Source organism: Micromonospora peucetia (assembly GCF_900091625.1).
GTDB lineage: Bacteria > Actinomycetota > Actinomycetes > Mycobacteriales > Micromonosporaceae > Micromonospora > Micromonospora peucetia.
This window is the reverse complement of the sequence record NZ_FMIC01000002.1, coordinates 5,843,172-5,860,911: the sequence shown is the minus strand read 5'-3', so window position 1 is coordinate 5,860,911 and position 17,740 is coordinate 5,843,172. Positions and strand designations below refer to the sequence as shown.

Sequence of the window (17,740 nt, the reverse complement as noted above, 5' to 3'; positions counted from 1 at the left end):
CCGCGCCGGTCGTGCCGGCAACGGCCGGCAATACCACGATGAACCGGACAGCGTGATCCCGCTGACACAATGTGGGAAGGCACGTGCGGGGCAATCGATCGGGTCGCGGCGGCACTAACCTGATCCCGTGCGTACCTCATTGCTCGACGTACTGGCAGACCGGATCCTTGTCGCCGACGGCGCCATGGGCACGATGTTGCAGGCGGCCGACCTCACCCTGGACGACTTCGAGGGCTACGAGGGCTGCAACGAGATCCTCAATGTCACCCGACCGGACGTCGTACGCGGGGTGCACGAGGCATACCTGGCCGCCGGCGCGGACTGCGTCGAGACCAACACCTTCGGGGCCAACCTGGCCAACCTCAACGAGTACGACATCGGGCACCGCATCCGCGAGCTCTCCGAGGCCGGGGCGCGGCTGGCCCGGGAGGCCGCCGACGCGTACGGCACCCCGGAGCGGCCCCGCTTCGTGCTGGGCTCGATCGGTCCGGGCACCAAGCTGCCCACCCTCGGACACGCCGCCTACGCCACCCTGCGCGACGCCTACCAGGAGAACGCCGAGGGCCTGATCGAGGGCGGTTCGGACGCGCTGATCGTGGAGACCTGCCAGGACCTGCTCCAGGTCAAGGCGGCGGTGGTGGGCTCGAAGCGGGCCATGGCCCGGCTGGGCCGGCCGGTTCCGATCATCTGCCACGTCGCCGTGGAGACCACCGGCACCATGCTGGTGGGCAGCGAGATCGGGGCGGCGCTGGCGGCCATCGAGCCGTTGGGGGTCGACCTGATCGGGCTGAACTGCTCGACCGGGCCGGCCGAGATGGGCGAGCACCTGCGCTACCTCTCCCGGCACTCGCGGATCCCACTGTCGGTGATGCCGAACGCGGGCCTGCCGGTGCTGACCGCGGACGGGGCATACTTCCCGCTGACCCCGGTGGAGTTGGCCGACGCGCTGGAGCGGTTCGTCACCGAGTACGGCGTCTCGCTGGTCGGTGGCTGCTGCGGCACCACCCCCGAGCACATCCGGGTCCTGACCGAGCGCCTGCACGGCATCCGCCCCGCGCCCCGCGAGCCGCGGCACGAGGCCGGCGTCTCGTCGGTCTACCACCCGGTGCCGTTCGCCCAGGACGCCTCCCTGCTGATGGTGGGGGAACGGACCAACGCCAACGGCTCCAAGGCGTTCCGCGAGGCAATGCTCGCCGGCGACTGGCGGGCCTGCGTGGAGATCGCCCGTAGCCAGGCCCGCGACGGTTCGCACCTGCTGGACCTGTGCGTCGACTATGTCGGCCGCGACGGCACGCAGGACATGCGGGAACTCGCCGGCCGCTTCGCCACCGCCTCCACCCTGCCGATCATGCTGGACTCCACCGAGCCGCCCGTGATCGAGGCGGGGCTGGAGATGCTCGGCGGCCGGTGCGTCGTCAACTCGGTGAACTTCGAGGACGGCGACGGGCCGGAATCCCGGTACGCCCGGGTGATGCCCATCGTCAAGGAGCACGGCGCGGCCGTGGTGGCGCTGCTCATCGACGAGGAGGGGCAGGCGCGGAGCGCCGACTGGAAGGTGCGGGTCGCGGGCCGGCTGATCGAGGACCTCACCGGGCGGTGGGGGATGGATCGATCGGACATCCTGATCGACGCGCTGACCTTCCCGATCGCCACCGGCCAGGAGGAGACGAGGCGCGACGGTATCGAGACGATCGAGGCGATCCGGGAGATCGCCCGCCGCTATCCGGGCATCAATTTCACCCTCGGCATCTCCAACATCTCCTTCGGGCTCAACCCGGCCGCCCGGCAGGTGCTCAACTCGGTCTTCCTGCACGAGTGCCGGGAGGCCGGCCTGACCAGCGCCATCGTGCACGCCAGCAAGATCCTGCCGTTCAACAAGATCCCCGACGAGCAGCGGGAGGTGGCGCTGGACCTCATCTACGACCGGCGCCGCGAGGGCTACGACCCGGTGCAGCGGTTCATCGAGGTCTTCGAGGGCGTGGACGCCGCGTCGGCGCGGGCCGGGCGGGCGGAGGAACTGGCCGCGCTGCCGCTGGAGGAGCGGCTCAAGCGGCGGATCATCGACGGCGAGCGCAACGGCCTGGAGGCCGACCTGGACGCGGCGATGGCGCAGGGGCGCAGCCCGCTGTCCATCATCAACGACATTCTGCTCGACGGCATGAAGGTCGTCGGCGAGCTGTTCGGCTCGGGTCAGATGCAGTTGCCGTTCGTGCTCCAGTCCGCCGAGGTGATGAAGACCGCGGTGGCGTACCTGGAGCCGCACATGGAGACCGCCGAGGACGGCGGCAAGGGCCGCATCGTGCTGGCCACCGTGCGGGGCGATGTGCACGACATCGGCAAGAACCTGGTCGACATCATCCTGTCCAACAACGGCTACGAGGTCGTCAACATCGGCATCAAGCAGCCGATCAGCGCGATCCTGGAGGCCGCCGAGCAGCACCGGGCCGATGCGATCGGGATGTCCGGCCTGCTGGTCAAGAGCACCGTGATCATGAAGGAGAACCTCGCCGAGATGGCGTCGCGCGGGGTCGCGGAGCGCTGGCCGGTGCTGCTCGGCGGGGCGGCGCTGACCCGGGCGTACGTCGAGGACGACCTGCGGTCGATGTTCCCCGGCCAGGTGCACTACGCCCGCGACGCCTTCGAGGGGTTGTCGCTGATGGACCGGGTGATGACCGCGAAGCGCGGTGGGGCGCCGGTGATCGACGCGGAGCGGGAGGCGGCGCTCGCGGCCCGCCGGGCACGTCGCGATCGTCAGCGGGCGATCGTCAGTGAGTCGCTGCCGGAGCTGAACGACGCCTCGGTCCGTTCCGACGTGGCCACCGACGTGGAGGTGCCCGCCGCGCCGTTCCTGGGCACCCGGGTGGTCAAGGGCGTGCCGCTGGCCGACTACGCGGCGCTGCTCGACGAGCGGGCCACCTTCCTCGGGCAGTGGGGCCTGCGGGGCGCCCGCAGCGGGCAGGGCCCGTCCTACGAGGAGCTGGTGGAGACCGAGGGTCGGCCCCGGCTGCGCTACTGGCTGGACCGGCTGATCGCCGACAAGGTGCTGGAGGCGGCCGTGGTCTACGGCTACTTCCCGGCGTACGCCGAGGGCAACGACCTGGTGCTGCTGGACGAGAACGGGCACTCCGAGCGGGCGCGGTTCTCCTTCCCCCGACAGCGGCAGGAGCGGCGGCTCTGCCTGGCCGACTTCTTCCGGCCGCGGGGCGACGAGCTGGACGTGGTGGCGTTGCAGTTGGTCACCGTGGGACAGCCGATCAGCGAGTACACGGCGAAGATGTTCGCCCGCAACGAATACCGCGACTATCTGGAGGTGCACGGGCTGTCCGTGCAGCTCACCGAGGCCCTCGCGGAGTACTGGCACCGGCGGATCCGCTCCGAGCTGACCCTGCCCGGCGGCCGTACGGTGGCCGACGGCGATCCGGCGGAGCTGGCGGGTCTGCTGCGCAACGACTACCGGGGCTGCCGGTACGCGTTCGGCTATCCTGCCTGCCCGGATCTGGAGGACCGGGCGAAGATCGTGGAGCTGCTCGGCGCGGATCGGATCGGCGTGCAGCTGTCGGAGGAGTTCCAGCTGATGCCGGAGCAGGCCACGGACGCGATCGTGGTGCACCACCCGGAGGCAAGCTACTTCAACGCCAAGTGACGAGTGCAGGTGCTCTGACCTGCAATTTAGGTCGTCCGGAGGAGCTGAACCATGATCATGCCTTCTCCAGGCCGCAGGTCAGGTAGCCGCCGCAAGTCATCGTGCGATGGCTCGTGCAAAAAAGCTTTGACGCCCCCGTCAATGATGGCCGCATGAGAGACGCGAACTCCGTGTTGGTCGTCTTCCGCCTGCTGCTCGTGATCTTCTTCTTTCTCCTGTTCGTACTCGGCGTCCGTCTCGCCGTGTCGCGACGGTTTCCCGTTACCTGGGCTCGGCCCGCACATCCGACGGAGATCCAGCAATCCCGACAGGTCCGCGTCGGTGTCGGCGTCATGTTGGTTGCCGCGAGCCAGCTGATCCTGGAAGGCACGTCGCTCATACCCATGCCCTTCCTGATCTCGGGCATCTTGTTGGCGGTAGCAATGCTGGTTGCCGTAGCTGTGCTGGCTTGGTTCGTCGTATCGCGGGAGTAACCCAGCGACTGGTGCCAGCCCAGCAGCGGCCACCGCGTCGTCGCCCTGCCTGAGCTGCCGCGCGGCCCGCTCGGCGCATGCCGTGCCGTCGGGTGGGTCGCTGTCGACCGGGGTGGGCGTGCCGTGCTGAAGGCGTCGGCGTCGGTCCGGGGTGGTGGGGCGCGGTGGCGTCGTTGCGGGACTGCCCTTCCAACCTCAAGGGTGCGTCGCATCGCGACGGCCTACGGCCGCCTTGGGCCCTGGAACCTCTGCGCCCGGGCTGCCCGCGAACAAATAGGTTGATCATGACAGGTCGAATCGGGTAGGAACACGGCATGCTGCGTGGCAACAAGATCGGGCTGCGGGCCCGACACGAAACCGACGTTCCCGTCCTCCAATCTGAGCTCTACGACGATGTCGCGACCCGGTCACAGGCGGACTCCCGTCCGTGGCGTCCGATCGCACCCGGCTCCGCCGCGTCGCCATACACGGTTTCCGACCCCACCGACGATGCCGCCTGCTTCTCGGTGGTGCAGCTCGCCGATGACCAACTGGCGGGCGAGGCGCTGTTGTGGGGAATCGACCTGCACAACAGAACGGCTCACATCGGAATCTCGCTGCGGCCGGCCTTCCGTGGCCGTGGGCTGGGCACCGACGTCATCCGGGTGCTGTGCCACTACGGCCTCGTGGTGCGCGGCCTGCAACGGTTGCAGGTCGAGACGCTGGCCGACAACGCCGCGATGATACGAGCAGCCACCCAGGCGGGGTTCGTGCCCGAGGGCACCCTGCGCCGTGCGGCATGGGTGAATGGGGACTTCGCTGATCAGGTCATTCTCGGGCTGCTCGCCACCGAGTGGGACGCGAACTGACCGCAACCGCCCGAGCTGGCCACCCTGGGTCGATGTGCGGAAGCTCGTTTGCGTACGCCGGATCACCGTAGTGCCGCTGCGAGGTCGGCGGCGGCTTCGAACGTAGACATCGCCCGTTCGGTCTCGTCTTCACTGAGTACGACGTGTGTGACGCGGTCCAGCATTATGGCCGCGGTTTCGGAGTCGTGCAACACCATCGCCAGTTCGGCGCGGTAGACCAGGACCTCCACCTGCGTGACCGGGTCGTCGTCGGCTTGCAGGCGGGCCAGTGCGCTGTCGAGGATCCGGACGGCCTGTGGGATGTCGCCCCTGGAATCGGCTTGCACGACTGCGTTCGCCAGTGCCTTGGCCAGAGGCTTCGGGGGCGTGGCCGCCGGTTGGGGAGCAGCGGTGGTGTTCTGAACGACGCGGATCCAGTTGCCGCCCGGGTCGATGACGCTGAACCCGCCCAACCCGTCGTAGTTCTTCCGCGCCCTGGGGCGGGTCATGCGCGGTGTCCCGGACACCAACACCTTGCCGTATGCGGCGCGCATGCCGGCGGCGAACGCCCGGTGCAGTCCATCAATGTCCGAGGTGAGCACAAGGCAGGAGCCGTATGACTGATCCGGGCTGAACCCGGCGATCTCGAAAAAGTGCAGGTGCAGATCCTCACGCTGCAGCGCCACGTATGGGTTGGGTTTGCGCTGCTCGTAGGTCGTACGAAACCCGAGAACCGCATAGAAGGCGACGATGTCGTCGACGGAGGCGCAGGGCAGCAGCGGAACGGTCACCTCGTTGGTCATGCCTCCCTTCCTAGGCGTCGCGGGGTGCCCGCCGCACATGGAAATAGCCGATCATCTCCTTCAGGCACCCGAACGGTCGACGGGCCGGAAGAACAGCGGCGACGGTTGGGCCGTCTTCCGGTCCGGTGGCACAGCGAGCACCGAGATGGCCGGGGTAGTCAGGAGTGTGAGGGGGACGGCGGGAGCGGCGGCGAGCCGATTACATGCAGGATCCGCTTGTGCAGCGCGTGGCTGAGCGACGGGACCGGGTGGGAGAAGGCGGCGTCTTCCAGCGGCTTCGGGAAGATCCGCCGGATGCTGTCCGCGTGTTCTCCTCCATCGCCTGGGGCCTGATAGGTGACGGGTGGGCCCGGTTGCAGGGCGACCGGCATCGACAGCCCGGAGAGTTGACTGATGTCGAGGCCAGCCGGCCCCTTGGCGAAATCTGCCGGACTCAGCCAGGAGCAGTTCACCCACGAATAGATGGTGCGGGCCTCGTCCACGGTGGCGGCCCAGTCTGGCGCCACCCCGAACACAGAGGCCACACAGACAGGCCGTGGACCGGGCTCCCGGGTGACTTCGGTGCGGAAGGTCGGGTCGTGTTCGAGCGTCTCCACGACCCGCGCGGCGAGTTGGTCCCGTAGCGGTGTGGGCAGCTTCCGCTCGCTGGGCGCGGGCGCGGACACCCACGACACCAGAAAGGCGCCGGACACCGCGACGGACAGCAGGACGAACGCCAGCACCCACCAGCTACGCATGCGCGATACGAGCGCGAAATCCTGGGCAGGCCCTGCGGTCACAGGCGCGAGGCTATTCGACCGCACGAGTTCTTGGGGAACCGCGAGCGTACGGCCACGTGGGACGGGCCGGCCAACGCGCACGTCCTCAACTGCCGCGACCCGCGGTCCCGGTACGTGGCGCAGGAGCGGCGGCGCCCAGCACGCGGTCGAGAGTGGCCGGCGCCCCTGCCCGAGCGGGGCGGGTGCTGACCTGTCGCCGGCAGGGCGCACCGGTTCCGGAGGCGAAAATCTTCGTCGGCTGGACCAAGTTACGTAGACATCTTTCACCGGGCATCGATCTGCCGCTATATTGCGGGCACTGTCGATCTCTTCGGTTCCTGATGACGAGGTGCTCATGCGCGACAACCCGACGCTTCGGCGGCGTACCCTGCTGGCGGCCATTGCCGGTGCTGCGGCCGTCCCCGTCGTTGCCAGCCCTGCCTGGGCTGCGTTGCCCAAGGTGTACATCGACCCGGGCCACGGCGGCACCGACCCCGGGGCGGTCGGCAACGGGCTGCAGGAGAAGGCCCTGACGCTCGACATCTCCCTGCAACTGCGCAGCATCCTGCTGGCCAACTGGGGTGTCGACGTCCGCATGTCCCGGACGACCGACATCACCCGCAGCCTGGCCTACCGCACCGACGACGCCAACGCGTGGGGCGCGAACCTGCTCGTCAGCGTGCACATCAACTCCGGCGGCGGCACCGGCTTCGAGAGCTATCGGTACCCGACGGCGAGCGGCGCCACCGTCAACCTGCACAACGCGCTGCACCCGAGGGTGATCGCCGCCCAGCGGACGATCGGTTCGGTCACCGACCGGGGGCTGAAGACCGCGAACTTCCACATGCTGCGCGAGGCGGCCATGCCCTCGGTGCTCACCGAGAATCTCTTCATCGACACCCTCGCCGACGCGAACCTGCTCAAGCGGGCCGACTTCATCACCGCCACCGCCCGGGGGCACGCGCAGGGCATCGCCGCCTACCTCGGCCTGAGCACTCCCAACCCGCCCACGTTCAGCGTCATCGTGGACAACGCCACCGCGGGGCGGTTCACGGCGAGCACCAACTGGGGCACGTCCTCCTACTCGGCCCAGCGCTACGGGGCCGACTACCGCTTCGCCAACCCCACGCCCGCCAGCGACGCCGCCTGGTTCAAGGTGAACATTCCGGCGGCCGGGAACTACCGGGTCGAGGTGCGGTACCCCGCCGACGCCGGTTACAGCAGCTCGGCTCCGCACGTCGTCGTCACCTCCGCGGGCAACCGTACGGTCAATGTGGACCAGCGCTCCAACGGTGGCACCTGGCGCTCGCTGGGTGACTTCCCCCTCGCCGCGGGCGACCGCAACGTGGTCGGGGTGAGTCGCTGGACCAGCGCCACCGGCTACGTCGTGGCCGACGCGGTCCGGGTCACCCGGGTCTAGCGCTACGCCAGACGGGCGGGTCGGGTCGCGTGAGGATGCGGCCCGGCCCGCCCGTCTGGCGTAGGCGTCCCGCGGCGCCCACCGGCCGTCCACCGTCACCGGCGGCGGTAGGCCGCCCAGGGGGCGATCGACGGGCGTCACCCGGGTCGCCGTCGACACGCCCGAGACCGACATGTTGGGTGTGACAACGGCGCTGTCCCTATATATGGTGTCGGCGCAGCTGGTTCGACCGCTCATCCGGGGCGGTCGAGGCAAGAGGGAACCCGGTGGGAATCCGGGACTGCCCCGCAGCGGTGAGTGGGAACGACCGCCGTCATCAGCACTGGGCCGCCCGCGGCCTGGGAAGCGACGGCCAGTAGGAGACCGGCGAAGTCCGGTCACGCCCGCGAGTCCGAAGACCTGCCAGTGCGCCGTACGCCCGCATCCGGGTGTGTGGCGGTCCGAGGCCGCGTGGGACGGCCGACGCCATCCCGACGCGTGCCCCGCGCCGCGTCGTCGTCGGTGTCCGCTCCCCGCGTGCCCAGGAAGTCCGTCTGGGATCAAGGCTCGCGAGGAGTGAGTGGTGACAGTCACCGAGGTTGTTCCGGCCGCCGGTACGGCGTCCGACGATGCGGCCCTGGCCGGCCAGCGGCGGCCGCAGATGCACGTCCGCAAGCGCGACGGCGGCACCGAACCGGTCGACGTCAACAGGATCGTCCGGGCCGTCGAGCGGTGGGCCGACGACCTCGCCGACGTCGACCCGCTGCGGGTGGCGACCCGGACGATCAGCGGCCTGTACGACGGAGCGACGACGGCCGAGTTGGACCGGCTGTCCATCCAGACCGCCGCCGAGATGATCGGTGAGGAGCCGCAGTACTCGCGGCTGGCCGCCCGCCTGCTGGCCGGGTACGTCGACAAGGAGGTCCGCAGGCAGGACATCGGCTCGTTCAGCGAGGCGATCCGTCGGGGCCACGCCGAGGGCCTGATCGGCGACGACACCGCCGCGTTCGTCGCCGCCCACGCCGCCGCCCTCGACGACGCCGTCGATCCGCGTGGCGACCTGCGGTTCGAGTACTTCGGGCTACGCACGGTCTACGACCGGTACCTGCTGCGCCACCCGACGAGCCGGCTGGTGCTGGAGACCCCGCAGTACTGGCTGCTGCGGGTGTCCTGCGGCCTGTCCCAGACACCGGACGAGGCGATCGGGTTCTACCGGTTGATGTCGAGCCTGGCGTACCTGCCGAGTTCGCCGACGTTGTTCAACTCCGGCACCCGGCACACCCAGATGTCCTCCTGCTATCTGGTCGACTCCCCGCGCGACGAACTCGACTCGATCTACCAGCGGTACGCGCAGGTGGCGAACCTGTCGAAGTTCGCCGGGGGGATCGGCATCGCGTTCTCCCGGGTCCGTTCCCGGGGCGCGCTGATCAGGGGCACCAACGGGCAGTCCAACGGGATCGTGCCGTGGCTGCGGACGCTGGACGCCTCGGTGGCGGCGGTCAACCAGGGCGGCCGGCGCAAGGGTGCGGCCTGCGTCTACCTGGAGCCGTGGCACCCGGACGTCGAGGAGTTCCTGCAGTTGCGGGACAACACCGGCGAGGACGCCCGGCGGACCCACAACCTGAACCTGGCCAACTGGATTCCGGACGAGTTCATGCGGCGGGTGGAGTCCGACGGGGTGTGGTCGCTGTTCGACCCGGACGTGGTGCCGGAGCTGCCGGACCTGTGGGGGGATGAGTTCGACGCGGCGTACCGGGCGGCCGAGGAACAGGGCCGGTACGTGCGGCAGGTCCGGGCCCGGGAGCTGTACGGGCGGATGATGCGGACCCTGGCCCAGACCGGCAACGGCTGGATGACGTTCAAGGACGCCGCGAACCGGCTGTGCAACCAGACCGCCGAGCCGGGCAACGTGGTGCACCTGTCCAACCTGTGCACCGAGATCATCGAGGTTTCCAGCGACGCCGAGACCGCCGTGTGCAACCTCGGCTCGGTCAACCTCGCCGCCCACCTGACCGCTGGCGGCATCGACTGGGAGCGGCTGCGTGCCACCGTCCGCACCGCCGTCACGTTCCTCGACCGGGTCATCGACATCAACTACTACCCGACGTCGCAGGCGGCGGCGAGCAATCCCCGCTGGCGGCCGGTCGGGCTCGGGCTGATGGGCCTACAGGACGTGTTCTTCGCGCTGCGGCTGCCGTTCGACTCCCCGGCCGCCCGGGAGCTGTCCACCCGGATCAGCGAGGAGCTGTACCTGACCGCCCTGGAGACCTCCGCCGACCTGGCGCAACGGCTCGGTGCCCATCCGGCGTACGGGCAGACCCGGGCGGCGCGCGGGCAGTTGCAGCCCGACCTCTGGGGCGTGGCGGGAACCCAGGCGGAGAGATGGACCGCGCTGCGGGGGCGGGTCGCCGCGTACGGACTGCGTAACTCGCTGCTGGTGGCGATCGCCCCGACCGCCACCATCGCCTCGATCGCCGGTTGCTACGAGTGCGTCGAGCCGCAGGTCTCCAACCTGTTCAAGCGCGAGACCCTGTCGGGGGAGTTCCTCCAGGTCAACACCGCTCTCGTACGGGAGCTGAAGGCCCGTGGCCTCTGGACGGAGCGGGTCCGCTCGGCGATCAAGCGCGCCGAGGGGTCGGTGCAGGACGTCGCGGAGCTGCCGGCCGACGTCCGTGAGCTGTTCCGTACCGCCTGGGAGCTGCCTCAGCGGGCGCTGATCGACCTGGCCGCCGCCCGTGCCCCGTTCATCGACCAGTCCCAGTCGCTGAACCTGTTCCTGGCCGCGCCGACGATCGGCAAGCTCTCCTCGATGTATCTCTACGCCTGGAAGGCCGGGCTGAAGACCACCTACTACCTGCGGTCCCGCCCGGCCACCCGGATCCAGCAGGCCACCGTCGCGCCTGCCGGTCCGGGGCGGGCCGCCGGCCTCGTCGCGGTGCCGGCGCCCGTGGACGAGGCGCTGGCCTGCTCCCTGGAGAACCCCGAGTCGTGCGAGGCCTGCCAGTGACCACCACCACGACCGCCACGACCACCAGCGACCCGAGGGCCACTCACATGCTGCTCGACCCGGGGATGGATCTCACCCTCCGCCCGATGCGTTACCCGCACTTCTTCGACAGGTTCCGCGACGCCATCCGCAACACGTGGACCGTGGAGGAGGTCGACCTGCACGCCGATCTCGCCGACCTCGACAGGCTCTCCCCGGCCGAGCGGCACCTGGTCAGCCGCCTCGTCGCGTTCTTCGCCACCGGCGACACCATCGTCGCCAACAACCTCGTGCTCAACCTCTATCAGCACGTCAACTCGCCGGAGGGGCGGCTCTACCTGTCCCGGCAGTTGTTCGAGGAGGCGGTGCACGTCCAGTTCTACCTAAACCTGCTCGACACCTACGTGCCCGACGAGACCGAACGCTTCGCCGCGTTCGCCGCCATCGAGAACATTCCGTCGATCCGGCGTAAGGCCGAGTTCTGTTTTCGCTGGATCGACTCGCTGAACGACCTGCGTGAGCTGCGTACCCGGGAGGACCGGCGGGCGTTCCTGCTCAACCTGATCTGCTTCGCCGCCTGCATCGAGGGGCTGTTCTTCTACGGCGCCTTCGCCTACGTCTACTTCCTGCGTTCCCGGGGGCTGCTGCACGGCCTGGCGTCCGGCACCAACTGGGTGTTCCGCGACGAGTCCATGCACATGGCCTTCGCCCTGGACGTGGTGGAGACGGTTCGCGGGGAGGAGCCGGACCTGTTCGACGACGAACTCGCCGGTCAGGTCCGGCAGATGCTCACCGAGGCCGTCGAGTGCGAGGTCCAGTTCGCCGAGGACCTGCTCGGCCAGGGTGTGTCCGGGATGTCCCTGACCGACATGCGCGAATACCTGCAACACGTCGCCGACCGGCGGCTCGCGCAGCTCGGCATTCCCGCCCACTACGGGTCGTCGAACCCGTTCGCGTTCATGGAGTTGCAGGACGTGCAGGAACTGTCCAACTTCTTCGAACGGCGCGTGTCGGCGTACCAGGTCGGGGTGACCGGCACGGTCGCCTTCGACGACGACTTCTGAGCTGATCGTGACGCCCGGGCCGCCGTGTGGCGACCCGGGCGATCTATGCTCCTGGTGGCTCGCCGCTGTCGGTGGCGCGGCCGGGGCGGGGGGACGGGTCAAGTGGGTGCACCGACGCTGCTGGTCTCGCTGACCAGGACGAACGCCTACCGGGACATCGGGGCGGCGGTGGCGGCGGCACCCCACGGCGCGGTGATCGTGGTGGAGCCGGGCCGCTATGACGGGCAGGTCGTCGTCCGGGCGAAGGCGGTCACGATCCGGGCGGCCGTGCCGGGTGGGCCGCCGGTGGTGGTGGAGAGTGGCACCGCTGCACCCGCCGTGTACTGCGAGGACGCCCAGGTCGTGCTACAGGGGCTGATGCTGCGCACGTGGAGCGCGGACTCGCCGGCGACGGTGTCGGCGCTGCGGGCCGCCCTGACAGTCGAGTCCTGTGTCATCACCGGGCAGGCCTTCAACGCCGTGCTCTGCGAGCGGAGCACCGCCCAGCTGCGGATGTGCGACGTCAGCGGGATGCGCCGGGGAGTGGCATTCGTCGACGGCAGCGGGGTGGTCGAGAACTGCCGGCTGTGGGACCTCGACGAGTACGCCGTCCTGACCAAGCGGGACAGCCGGCCGACCGTGCGGCACTGCCACGTCCGGGACGTGGACCGGGGCTTCGAGGCCTTCGAGGGCGGTGGCGGCACCGTCGAGGACTGCCACTTCACCGGCGTACGCGTGGGGGCCGTCACGGCGGGCGGACGGTCCCGGCCGACAGTGCGGCGGTGCCGGGTCTCCGGCGGCCGGGGCAGTGGACTGGTGTTCAGCGGGTCCGCCGGCGGGCTGGTCGAGGACTGTGAGCTGACGGACCTCGAGGGTTGCGGGATCGAGGTCTCCGGCGGCGCCGAGCCCGACATCCGCCGGTGCCGGATCGAGGGGGTCGGCCGGAACGGAATCCATGTCAGCGCCGCGCGTGGGACGTTCTCCGACTGCGACGTGACGGCCAGCCGGTTGCCCGCCATCGCCGTGGTAGACGGGGCGGCACCGGTGGTCCGTGGCGGCGTCCTGCGCGGGTCGCGGGAGGACGCGCTGCTCGTCCGGGCCGCCGCCGGCCGGTACACCGGCCTGAGGATCGAGGATCCGGGCCGGTACGGGGTGATCGTGCAGGGTGGCGACCCGACCTTCGTGGACCTGACGACGAGCGGTGGCGAGGCGGGTGTGGTGCTCGACGGCACCGTCGCGGCGGACGTCCGGATCGACGGCGCCACCATCCAGGGCGCGACGAGCAGCGGGATCGCCGCCGGGGGGCCTGGCCGGCTGACCGGTACGCGTATCCGGGTGGAGAACGTCCCGGTGGGCCTGGTCGGCATCGACACGATCTCGATCACCCTCACCGACGCGGTGTTCTCCGGCGGCACCGTCGGCGTGGCCGGGGCGGGCCAGGCCGGCCTGCACCTCACCGGCAGCACGGTCACCGGGACCGCCGGCTCCGGGGTGCTTTTGCGGGAGCAGTCCAGGCTGACCCTGCGGACCAGCACGCTACGCGCCTGCGGTGGGGACGGCGTGCAGGTGGAGACGGACGCCCCGGTGTTGGTCGACCAGTGCGAGTTCGTCGACGTGACCGGTGAACCGGTACGGGGCGCCGACCGTCCGCAGGTGTCGGTGACCGTCCCGGAACAGCCTGCCGGCGGGGCCGATCCCGCTCCCGACGACCGGGCCCGCTCCGACGACACGACCGCTCCGGCCGGCCGGGCGACGTCGACCGGCGTTGACGTCGACGCCGTGCTGAAGGAACTGGACGGCATGATCGGCCTGGCCGCGGTGAAGCGGGACGTACGGACGTTGGTCCAGCTCATCCGGGTCGGCGAGCAACGCCGCAGGGCCAACCTGCCGGTGCTGCCGGTGAGCCGGCACCTCGTCTTCGCCGGATCACCGGGCACCGGCAAGACCACGGTCGCGCGGATCTACGGGCGGCTGCTCGCGCAACTCGGCGTCCTCGCCAAGGGGCAGGTCGTCGAGGTGGCGCGGGTCGACCTGGTGGGCGAATACCTGGGCAGCACCTCGCTTAAGACCGCCGCGGCCTTCGAACGGGCCCTCGGCGGGGTGCTCTTCATCGACGAGGCGTACGCGCTGGCCCGCACGTTCGGCACCAACTCGGACTTCGGCCTGGAAGCGATCGACACGCTGGTGAAGCTGATGGAGGATCACCGCGACGAGACGGTCGTCATCGTCGCCGGTTACCCCGACGAGATGGTGCGGTTCTTGGACACCAACCCCGGCCTGGCGTCAAGGTTCACCAAGAGCATCGAGTTCGTCGACTACGCCCCCGACGAACTGCTCGCCATCATCTCCGCGCTGGCCGGGCAGCACGGCTACGACCTGACCGGGCCGGCCGTCGACGCCCTGCTGGACCGGCTCGCGCAGGCCGTCCACAACCCGGTGTTCGGTAACGGCCGTGGCGCGCGGAAGCTGTTCAACGCCATGATCGAATGCCAGGCGGAACGGCTGGCGGACGTGCCGGCGCCGAGCGCGGAGCAACTGCGAACGCTGCTGCCGGAGGACATTCCCGCCGCCGACGACTGAGCGCGCTCCGTCACCGCCGCCCCGGCACCGCCGTGACCGCGCGGCTGTATCAGTGGTCACTGCTCGTCTCGGTCGCCTCGGCATGGCCCTGCCTACGCGGGTGACGGTGCCTTGCCGGCGTCTGCCATGCTCGGGCCGGTGACGACCGGCCGCCCCACCAGTCCCCGCACCCACCGTCGCGTCCGCAGCCGCCGTACCCGCATCGTGCTCGTTTCCGGTGCCGTCGCGGTGGTCCTCGTCGTTGCGGTCGCCGTCGCGGTGGTCGTCGTGCCGCTGGTGCGGCCGGCGGGTCCGCGTCCGCTCTTCCAGCTTCCCGTCGCCTGCGGCGAGACGTGGCAGCTGGGCACCTACCCCGGTCACGACGACTACGACGTGGACCTGTTTCCCATCGAGGGGAAGGCATGGGGGCGCCCGGTGCTCGCCTCCTACGCCGGGAAGGTCACCGTGGCGGGGATCAACGGGTCGCTGGGTGGCCGTACGCCCGACAACCCGAACGGGCCGCGCGGCCGGGGCGGCGGCTACTGGGTGAAGATCGACCACGGCGGCAAATGGGAGACGCAGTATCTCCACCTGCTCGAACCGCCGCTTGTCCAGGTCGGTCAGCGGGTCACCCAGGGTGAGCAGATCGGGCGGGTCGGCAGCACCGGCAACTCCGGGGCGCCCCACCTGCACTACGAGCAGCGCCGGGGCTGGGAGAAGGTCGAGGCGTACTTCGACGGCGCGCCGTCGGGCATCACCCACGACGACACCGAGTACACGGTCAGGCGGAAGAGCAACAACTGCGTCCCCGGATGATCGCCGCCCGCCTCCGGCGGGAGGTCAGTGGCAGTGGCTGCCGGCCGGATCCGGGCCGTAGGTGTCGTGGTGGGGGAACTCGTTGACGTAGCGCTGCCGGCCCAGCGGCGTGAGGTCCAGATAGTTGTACGTGTTCAGCATCGCTTCGAGGCCGCGGCCGTACGCGGAGTACGTGTGCAGGACCCGGTCGCCGTCACGGACGAAGACGCTCAGGCCGTGTGACTCGCCCCGCAGGTGGTGGGTTAGGCCCTCCGCCTCCAGGGTCGCCGCGTCCTTGTAGTTGTATTCCACCGGGGCGACGGCCGGGTCCATGGTGACGTGGAAGTCGTAGTTGAAGTCGCTGCCGTGCGACGAGTACCAGGGAAAGCGCCAGCCCATCCGGCTCTTGAAGGACGCGACGGACGGAAACGGCGTGCGGGAGACCACGGCGAGCGTCGTGTCACCGGCGTGCAGATGCGCGAGGTGCCCGAAGTTGTCGACCAGCAGGGAGCAGCTCGTGCATCCCTCGGCCCATTCGGGGTCGAACATGAAATGGTAGACGATCAGCTGTCGTCGTCCCTCGAACATGTCCGCCAGCCGAACGGGGCCGGCGGGGCCCGTGAGGGAGTAGTCCTTCTCGATGGCGACCGCCGGCAGTCGACGCCGGAGCGCGCTGACCCTGTCCCGGAGACGGGTGATCTCCTTCTCGTGGTCGAGCAGCTCCTTGCGGGCGTCGACCCACTCGTCCCGGGACACGACCTTCAGATCAATCATGGACGAAACGCCTTTCCGCTGGAGCGCCTGGACCATTCTTATCGGCCAATGCGCGATCGCACCAGTCTCCGGCCCGTGTCGCGGGCGTACGTCGGTGAAGTGCGCATCGTCGAAGAAGTCTTTTCCGGCCCGACGCCGCAAGGCCCGTGGGCCGCGACGGGCGGAGCGATCGGAAATGTCGTACCCGGCCCACTCACTCTCGGCGGGAGGACCCGCCGGCCCGGCGATAGGGTGTTACGCATGACCGAGCCGGACATCGGGGCACTGCGGGCCGTCGCGGTCGGCGGGGTGGTCCTGGCCCATCGGGTCGCCGGCGATCCGACCAACCCGCCCATGCTGCTGCTGCACGGCCTCGGCGAAGACGAACGCGACTGGCACATCGTGCTGCCCACGCTCGCCGACAGATACCGGGTGTACGCGCTGGACCTGCGGGGCCACGGCCGCAGCGACCACCCGGGCCGGTACTCGTTCGAGTTGATGCGCGACGACGTCATCGGCTTCCTCGACGCGGTCGGTGTCGAGCGGTGCGTGGTGATCGGCCACTCCATGGGCGGAACAGTGGCGATCCTGCTCGCCGAGGTCGCCCCGCACCGACTCACCCACCTGATCGTGGAGGACGTGGCGGCACCCCGGCCGGGCGCCTTCGACCGCCCGCCCCTGACGCCGCCGGACACGCCCACACCGTTCGACTTCGCCGCCGTCAACGCCATCCGCGCCCAGCTCAGCGATCCCGATCCGGCCTGGTGGGACCGTACCGACACGATCGAGGTCCCGACTCTGGTGATCGGCGGCGGCCCGGACAGCCAGATTCCGCAGCACCTGCTCGCCGAGATGGTCGACCGGATGCCCGACGCCGTCCTCGTCACGATCGCGGCCGGCCACGACGTGCACGCCAGCCGGCCGGCGGAGTTCCTCGCCGCGGTCGACGGCTTCCTCGCCGTCCGCGCCGCACAATGAGCCTCGGACCTGCGCGGGTGGGCACGGTCACCGAGGCGTGGATGCGGATGGAGGACTGGCTGCGCCGGTACGCGCCGAGGAGCGCCGCCGTCCTGGCGCCGCCCGCCGACCCGGGCGAGCTCGCCGCCGCGCAGGTCACCCTCGGCCTGATCTTCCCGGACGAGCTTGTCGAGTCGCTGCGGCGGCACGACGGCCTCACCGCGTGGGCGAACGTCTTCCCGGAGGCGCCGCTGCTCTCGGTTGCCCAGATCGTGGAGCACCGGCAGATGTGCATGGACGTGGCTGAGAACGTCGACGGTTTCACCCCGACGGAGCCCGGGGCCGAGCCGTGGTGGCACGAACGGTGGCTGCCGGTCGCCGAGGACAACGGCAACTCTCAGGTCATCGACCTGCGGCCGGGGCCCGGCCACGGCCGCCTGGGCCGGGCGGTCCACGACAACGGCGGGGACTTCTCCGACGCGTGGCCGTCGCTGGCCGCCTACCTCACGGCGACCGCCGACGCCCTGACTGCGGGCGGGGCGGTCGGCCACTGGCATCCCTACCTGAACGCCGACGACGAGCTGTGGTGGAGCCTGGCCGACGAGACCAACCTCCATGGCGAAGCGCTGCGCCCCGCCCCGCCGCTCCCAGCCGCGACAGCCTCCGGGTTGGGCACGGGCTGACAACGAGGTACCCCAGCCCTGCCGGGACAGCGCCGTCACCGGGCCGCAACTAGCCTTACCT

At 70.1% G+C, this 17,740-nt stretch carries 13 protein-coding genes and 1 riboswitch; of the genes, 10 read left to right on the top strand and 3 right to left on the bottom strand.

All coding sequences use genetic code 11. The features are described 5' to 3' along the window. The first annotated feature begins 127 nt into the window (after nucleotides 1-127). The 3 genes from metH (at nucleotide 128) to GA0070608_RS26380 (ending at nucleotide 4,964) form a co-directional block, all read left to right on the top strand. Complete coding sequence (gene metH / locus GA0070608_RS26390) at nucleotides 128-3,643, top strand: methionine synthase (RefSeq protein ID WP_176733846.1); 3,516 nt, start codon at nucleotides 128-130, stop codon at nucleotides 3,641-3,643. A gap of 152 nt (nucleotides 3,644-3,795) precedes the next feature. Beyond that, nucleotides 3,796-4,116: a hypothetical protein gene (locus tag GA0070608_RS26385; RefSeq protein WP_091631146.1), complete on the top strand. Its 321-nt coding sequence runs from the start codon at nucleotides 3,796-3,798 to the stop codon at nucleotides 4,114-4,116. Nucleotides 4,117-4,430: 314 nt separating this feature from the next. Next, entirely contained in the window at nucleotides 4,431-4,964 is a 534-nt protein-coding gene (locus GA0070608_RS26380; protein ID WP_091631145.1) for a GNAT family N-acetyltransferase, read from the top strand. Nucleotides 4,965-5,026: 62 nt separating this feature from the next. Here GA0070608_RS26380 and GA0070608_RS26375 read toward each other — a convergent pair whose 3' ends face one another. Together GA0070608_RS26375 and GA0070608_RS26370 are read right to left on the bottom strand one after the other, a co-directional pair. Then, nucleotides 5,027-5,746, bottom strand: coding sequence for a VOC family protein (locus GA0070608_RS26375; RefSeq protein ID WP_091631144.1), 720 nt, complete (start codon nucleotides 5,744-5,746; stop codon nucleotides 5,027-5,029). Between the two features lie 158 nt (nucleotides 5,747-5,904). After that, the gene (locus tag GA0070608_RS26370) at nucleotides 5,905-6,483 is read right to left on the bottom strand and encodes a hypothetical protein (protein ID WP_091631143.1); all 579 of its coding nucleotides are present in this window, start codon (nucleotides 6,481-6,483) and stop codon (nucleotides 5,905-5,907) included. A 376-nt stretch (nucleotides 6,484-6,859) separates the two neighbouring features. Here GA0070608_RS26370 and GA0070608_RS26365 point away from each other — a divergent pair, with 376 nt between their 5' ends. From GA0070608_RS26365 to GA0070608_RS26345, 5 genes are all read left to right on the top strand, one after another. Further along, the gene (locus tag GA0070608_RS26365) at nucleotides 6,860-7,924 is read left to right on the top strand and encodes a golvesin C-terminal-like domain-containing protein (protein ID WP_091631142.1); all 1,065 of its coding nucleotides are present in this window, start codon (nucleotides 6,860-6,862) and stop codon (nucleotides 7,922-7,924) included. Nucleotides 7,925-8,128: 204 nt separating this feature from the next. Next, nucleotides 8,129-8,344, top strand: a riboswitch (cobalamin riboswitch). Nucleotides 8,345-8,564: 220 nt separating this feature from the next. Next, on the top strand, nucleotides 8,565-10,910 hold the full coding sequence (locus tag GA0070608_RS26360) for a ribonucleoside-diphosphate reductase subunit alpha (RefSeq protein ID WP_091636218.1): 2,346 nt from the start codon (nucleotides 8,565-8,567) through the stop codon (nucleotides 10,908-10,910). A gap of 47 nt (nucleotides 10,911-10,957) precedes the next feature. Further along, complete coding sequence (locus tag GA0070608_RS26355; protein ID WP_091636214.1) at nucleotides 10,958-11,953, top strand: ribonucleotide-diphosphate reductase subunit beta; 996 nt, start codon at nucleotides 10,958-10,960, stop codon at nucleotides 11,951-11,953. Between the two features lie 102 nt (nucleotides 11,954-12,055). Then, on the top strand, nucleotides 12,056-14,512 hold the full coding sequence (locus GA0070608_RS26350) for a right-handed parallel beta-helix repeat-containing protein (RefSeq protein ID WP_141719555.1): 2,457 nt from the start codon (nucleotides 12,056-12,058) through the stop codon (nucleotides 14,510-14,512). A gap of 126 nt (nucleotides 14,513-14,638) precedes the next feature. After that, a complete protein-coding gene (locus GA0070608_RS26345; RefSeq protein ID WP_091631140.1) occupies nucleotides 14,639-15,307 on the top strand; it encodes a M23 family metallopeptidase in 669 nt (222 codons plus the stop codon). A gap of 24 nt (nucleotides 15,308-15,331) precedes the next feature. On the opposite strand, the gene GA0070608_RS26340 is transcribed toward GA0070608_RS26345, so the two are convergent. Beyond that, the gene (locus tag GA0070608_RS26340) at nucleotides 15,332-16,060 is read right to left on the bottom strand and encodes a DUF899 domain-containing protein (protein WP_091631139.1); all 729 of its coding nucleotides are present in this window, start codon (nucleotides 16,058-16,060) and stop codon (nucleotides 15,332-15,334) included. A gap of 240 nt (nucleotides 16,061-16,300) precedes the next feature. Between GA0070608_RS26340 and GA0070608_RS26335 the strand changes: the two genes are divergently transcribed. Beyond that, nucleotides 16,301-17,017 (top strand): alpha/beta fold hydrolase, encoded by a 717-nt coding sequence (locus GA0070608_RS26335; RefSeq protein WP_091631138.1) that lies wholly within the window; start codon nucleotides 16,301-16,303, stop codon nucleotides 17,015-17,017. Beyond that, nucleotides 17,014-17,679 carry an SMI1/KNR4 family protein gene (locus GA0070608_RS26330; protein WP_091631137.1) on the top strand — a complete coding sequence of 222 codons (666 nt, stop codon included), beginning with the start codon at nucleotides 17,014-17,016 and terminating at the stop codon, nucleotides 17,677-17,679. The genes GA0070608_RS26335 and GA0070608_RS26330 overlap by 4 nt, the downstream gene beginning before the upstream one ends. The last annotated feature ends 61 nt before the right edge of the window (nucleotides 17,680-17,740 follow it).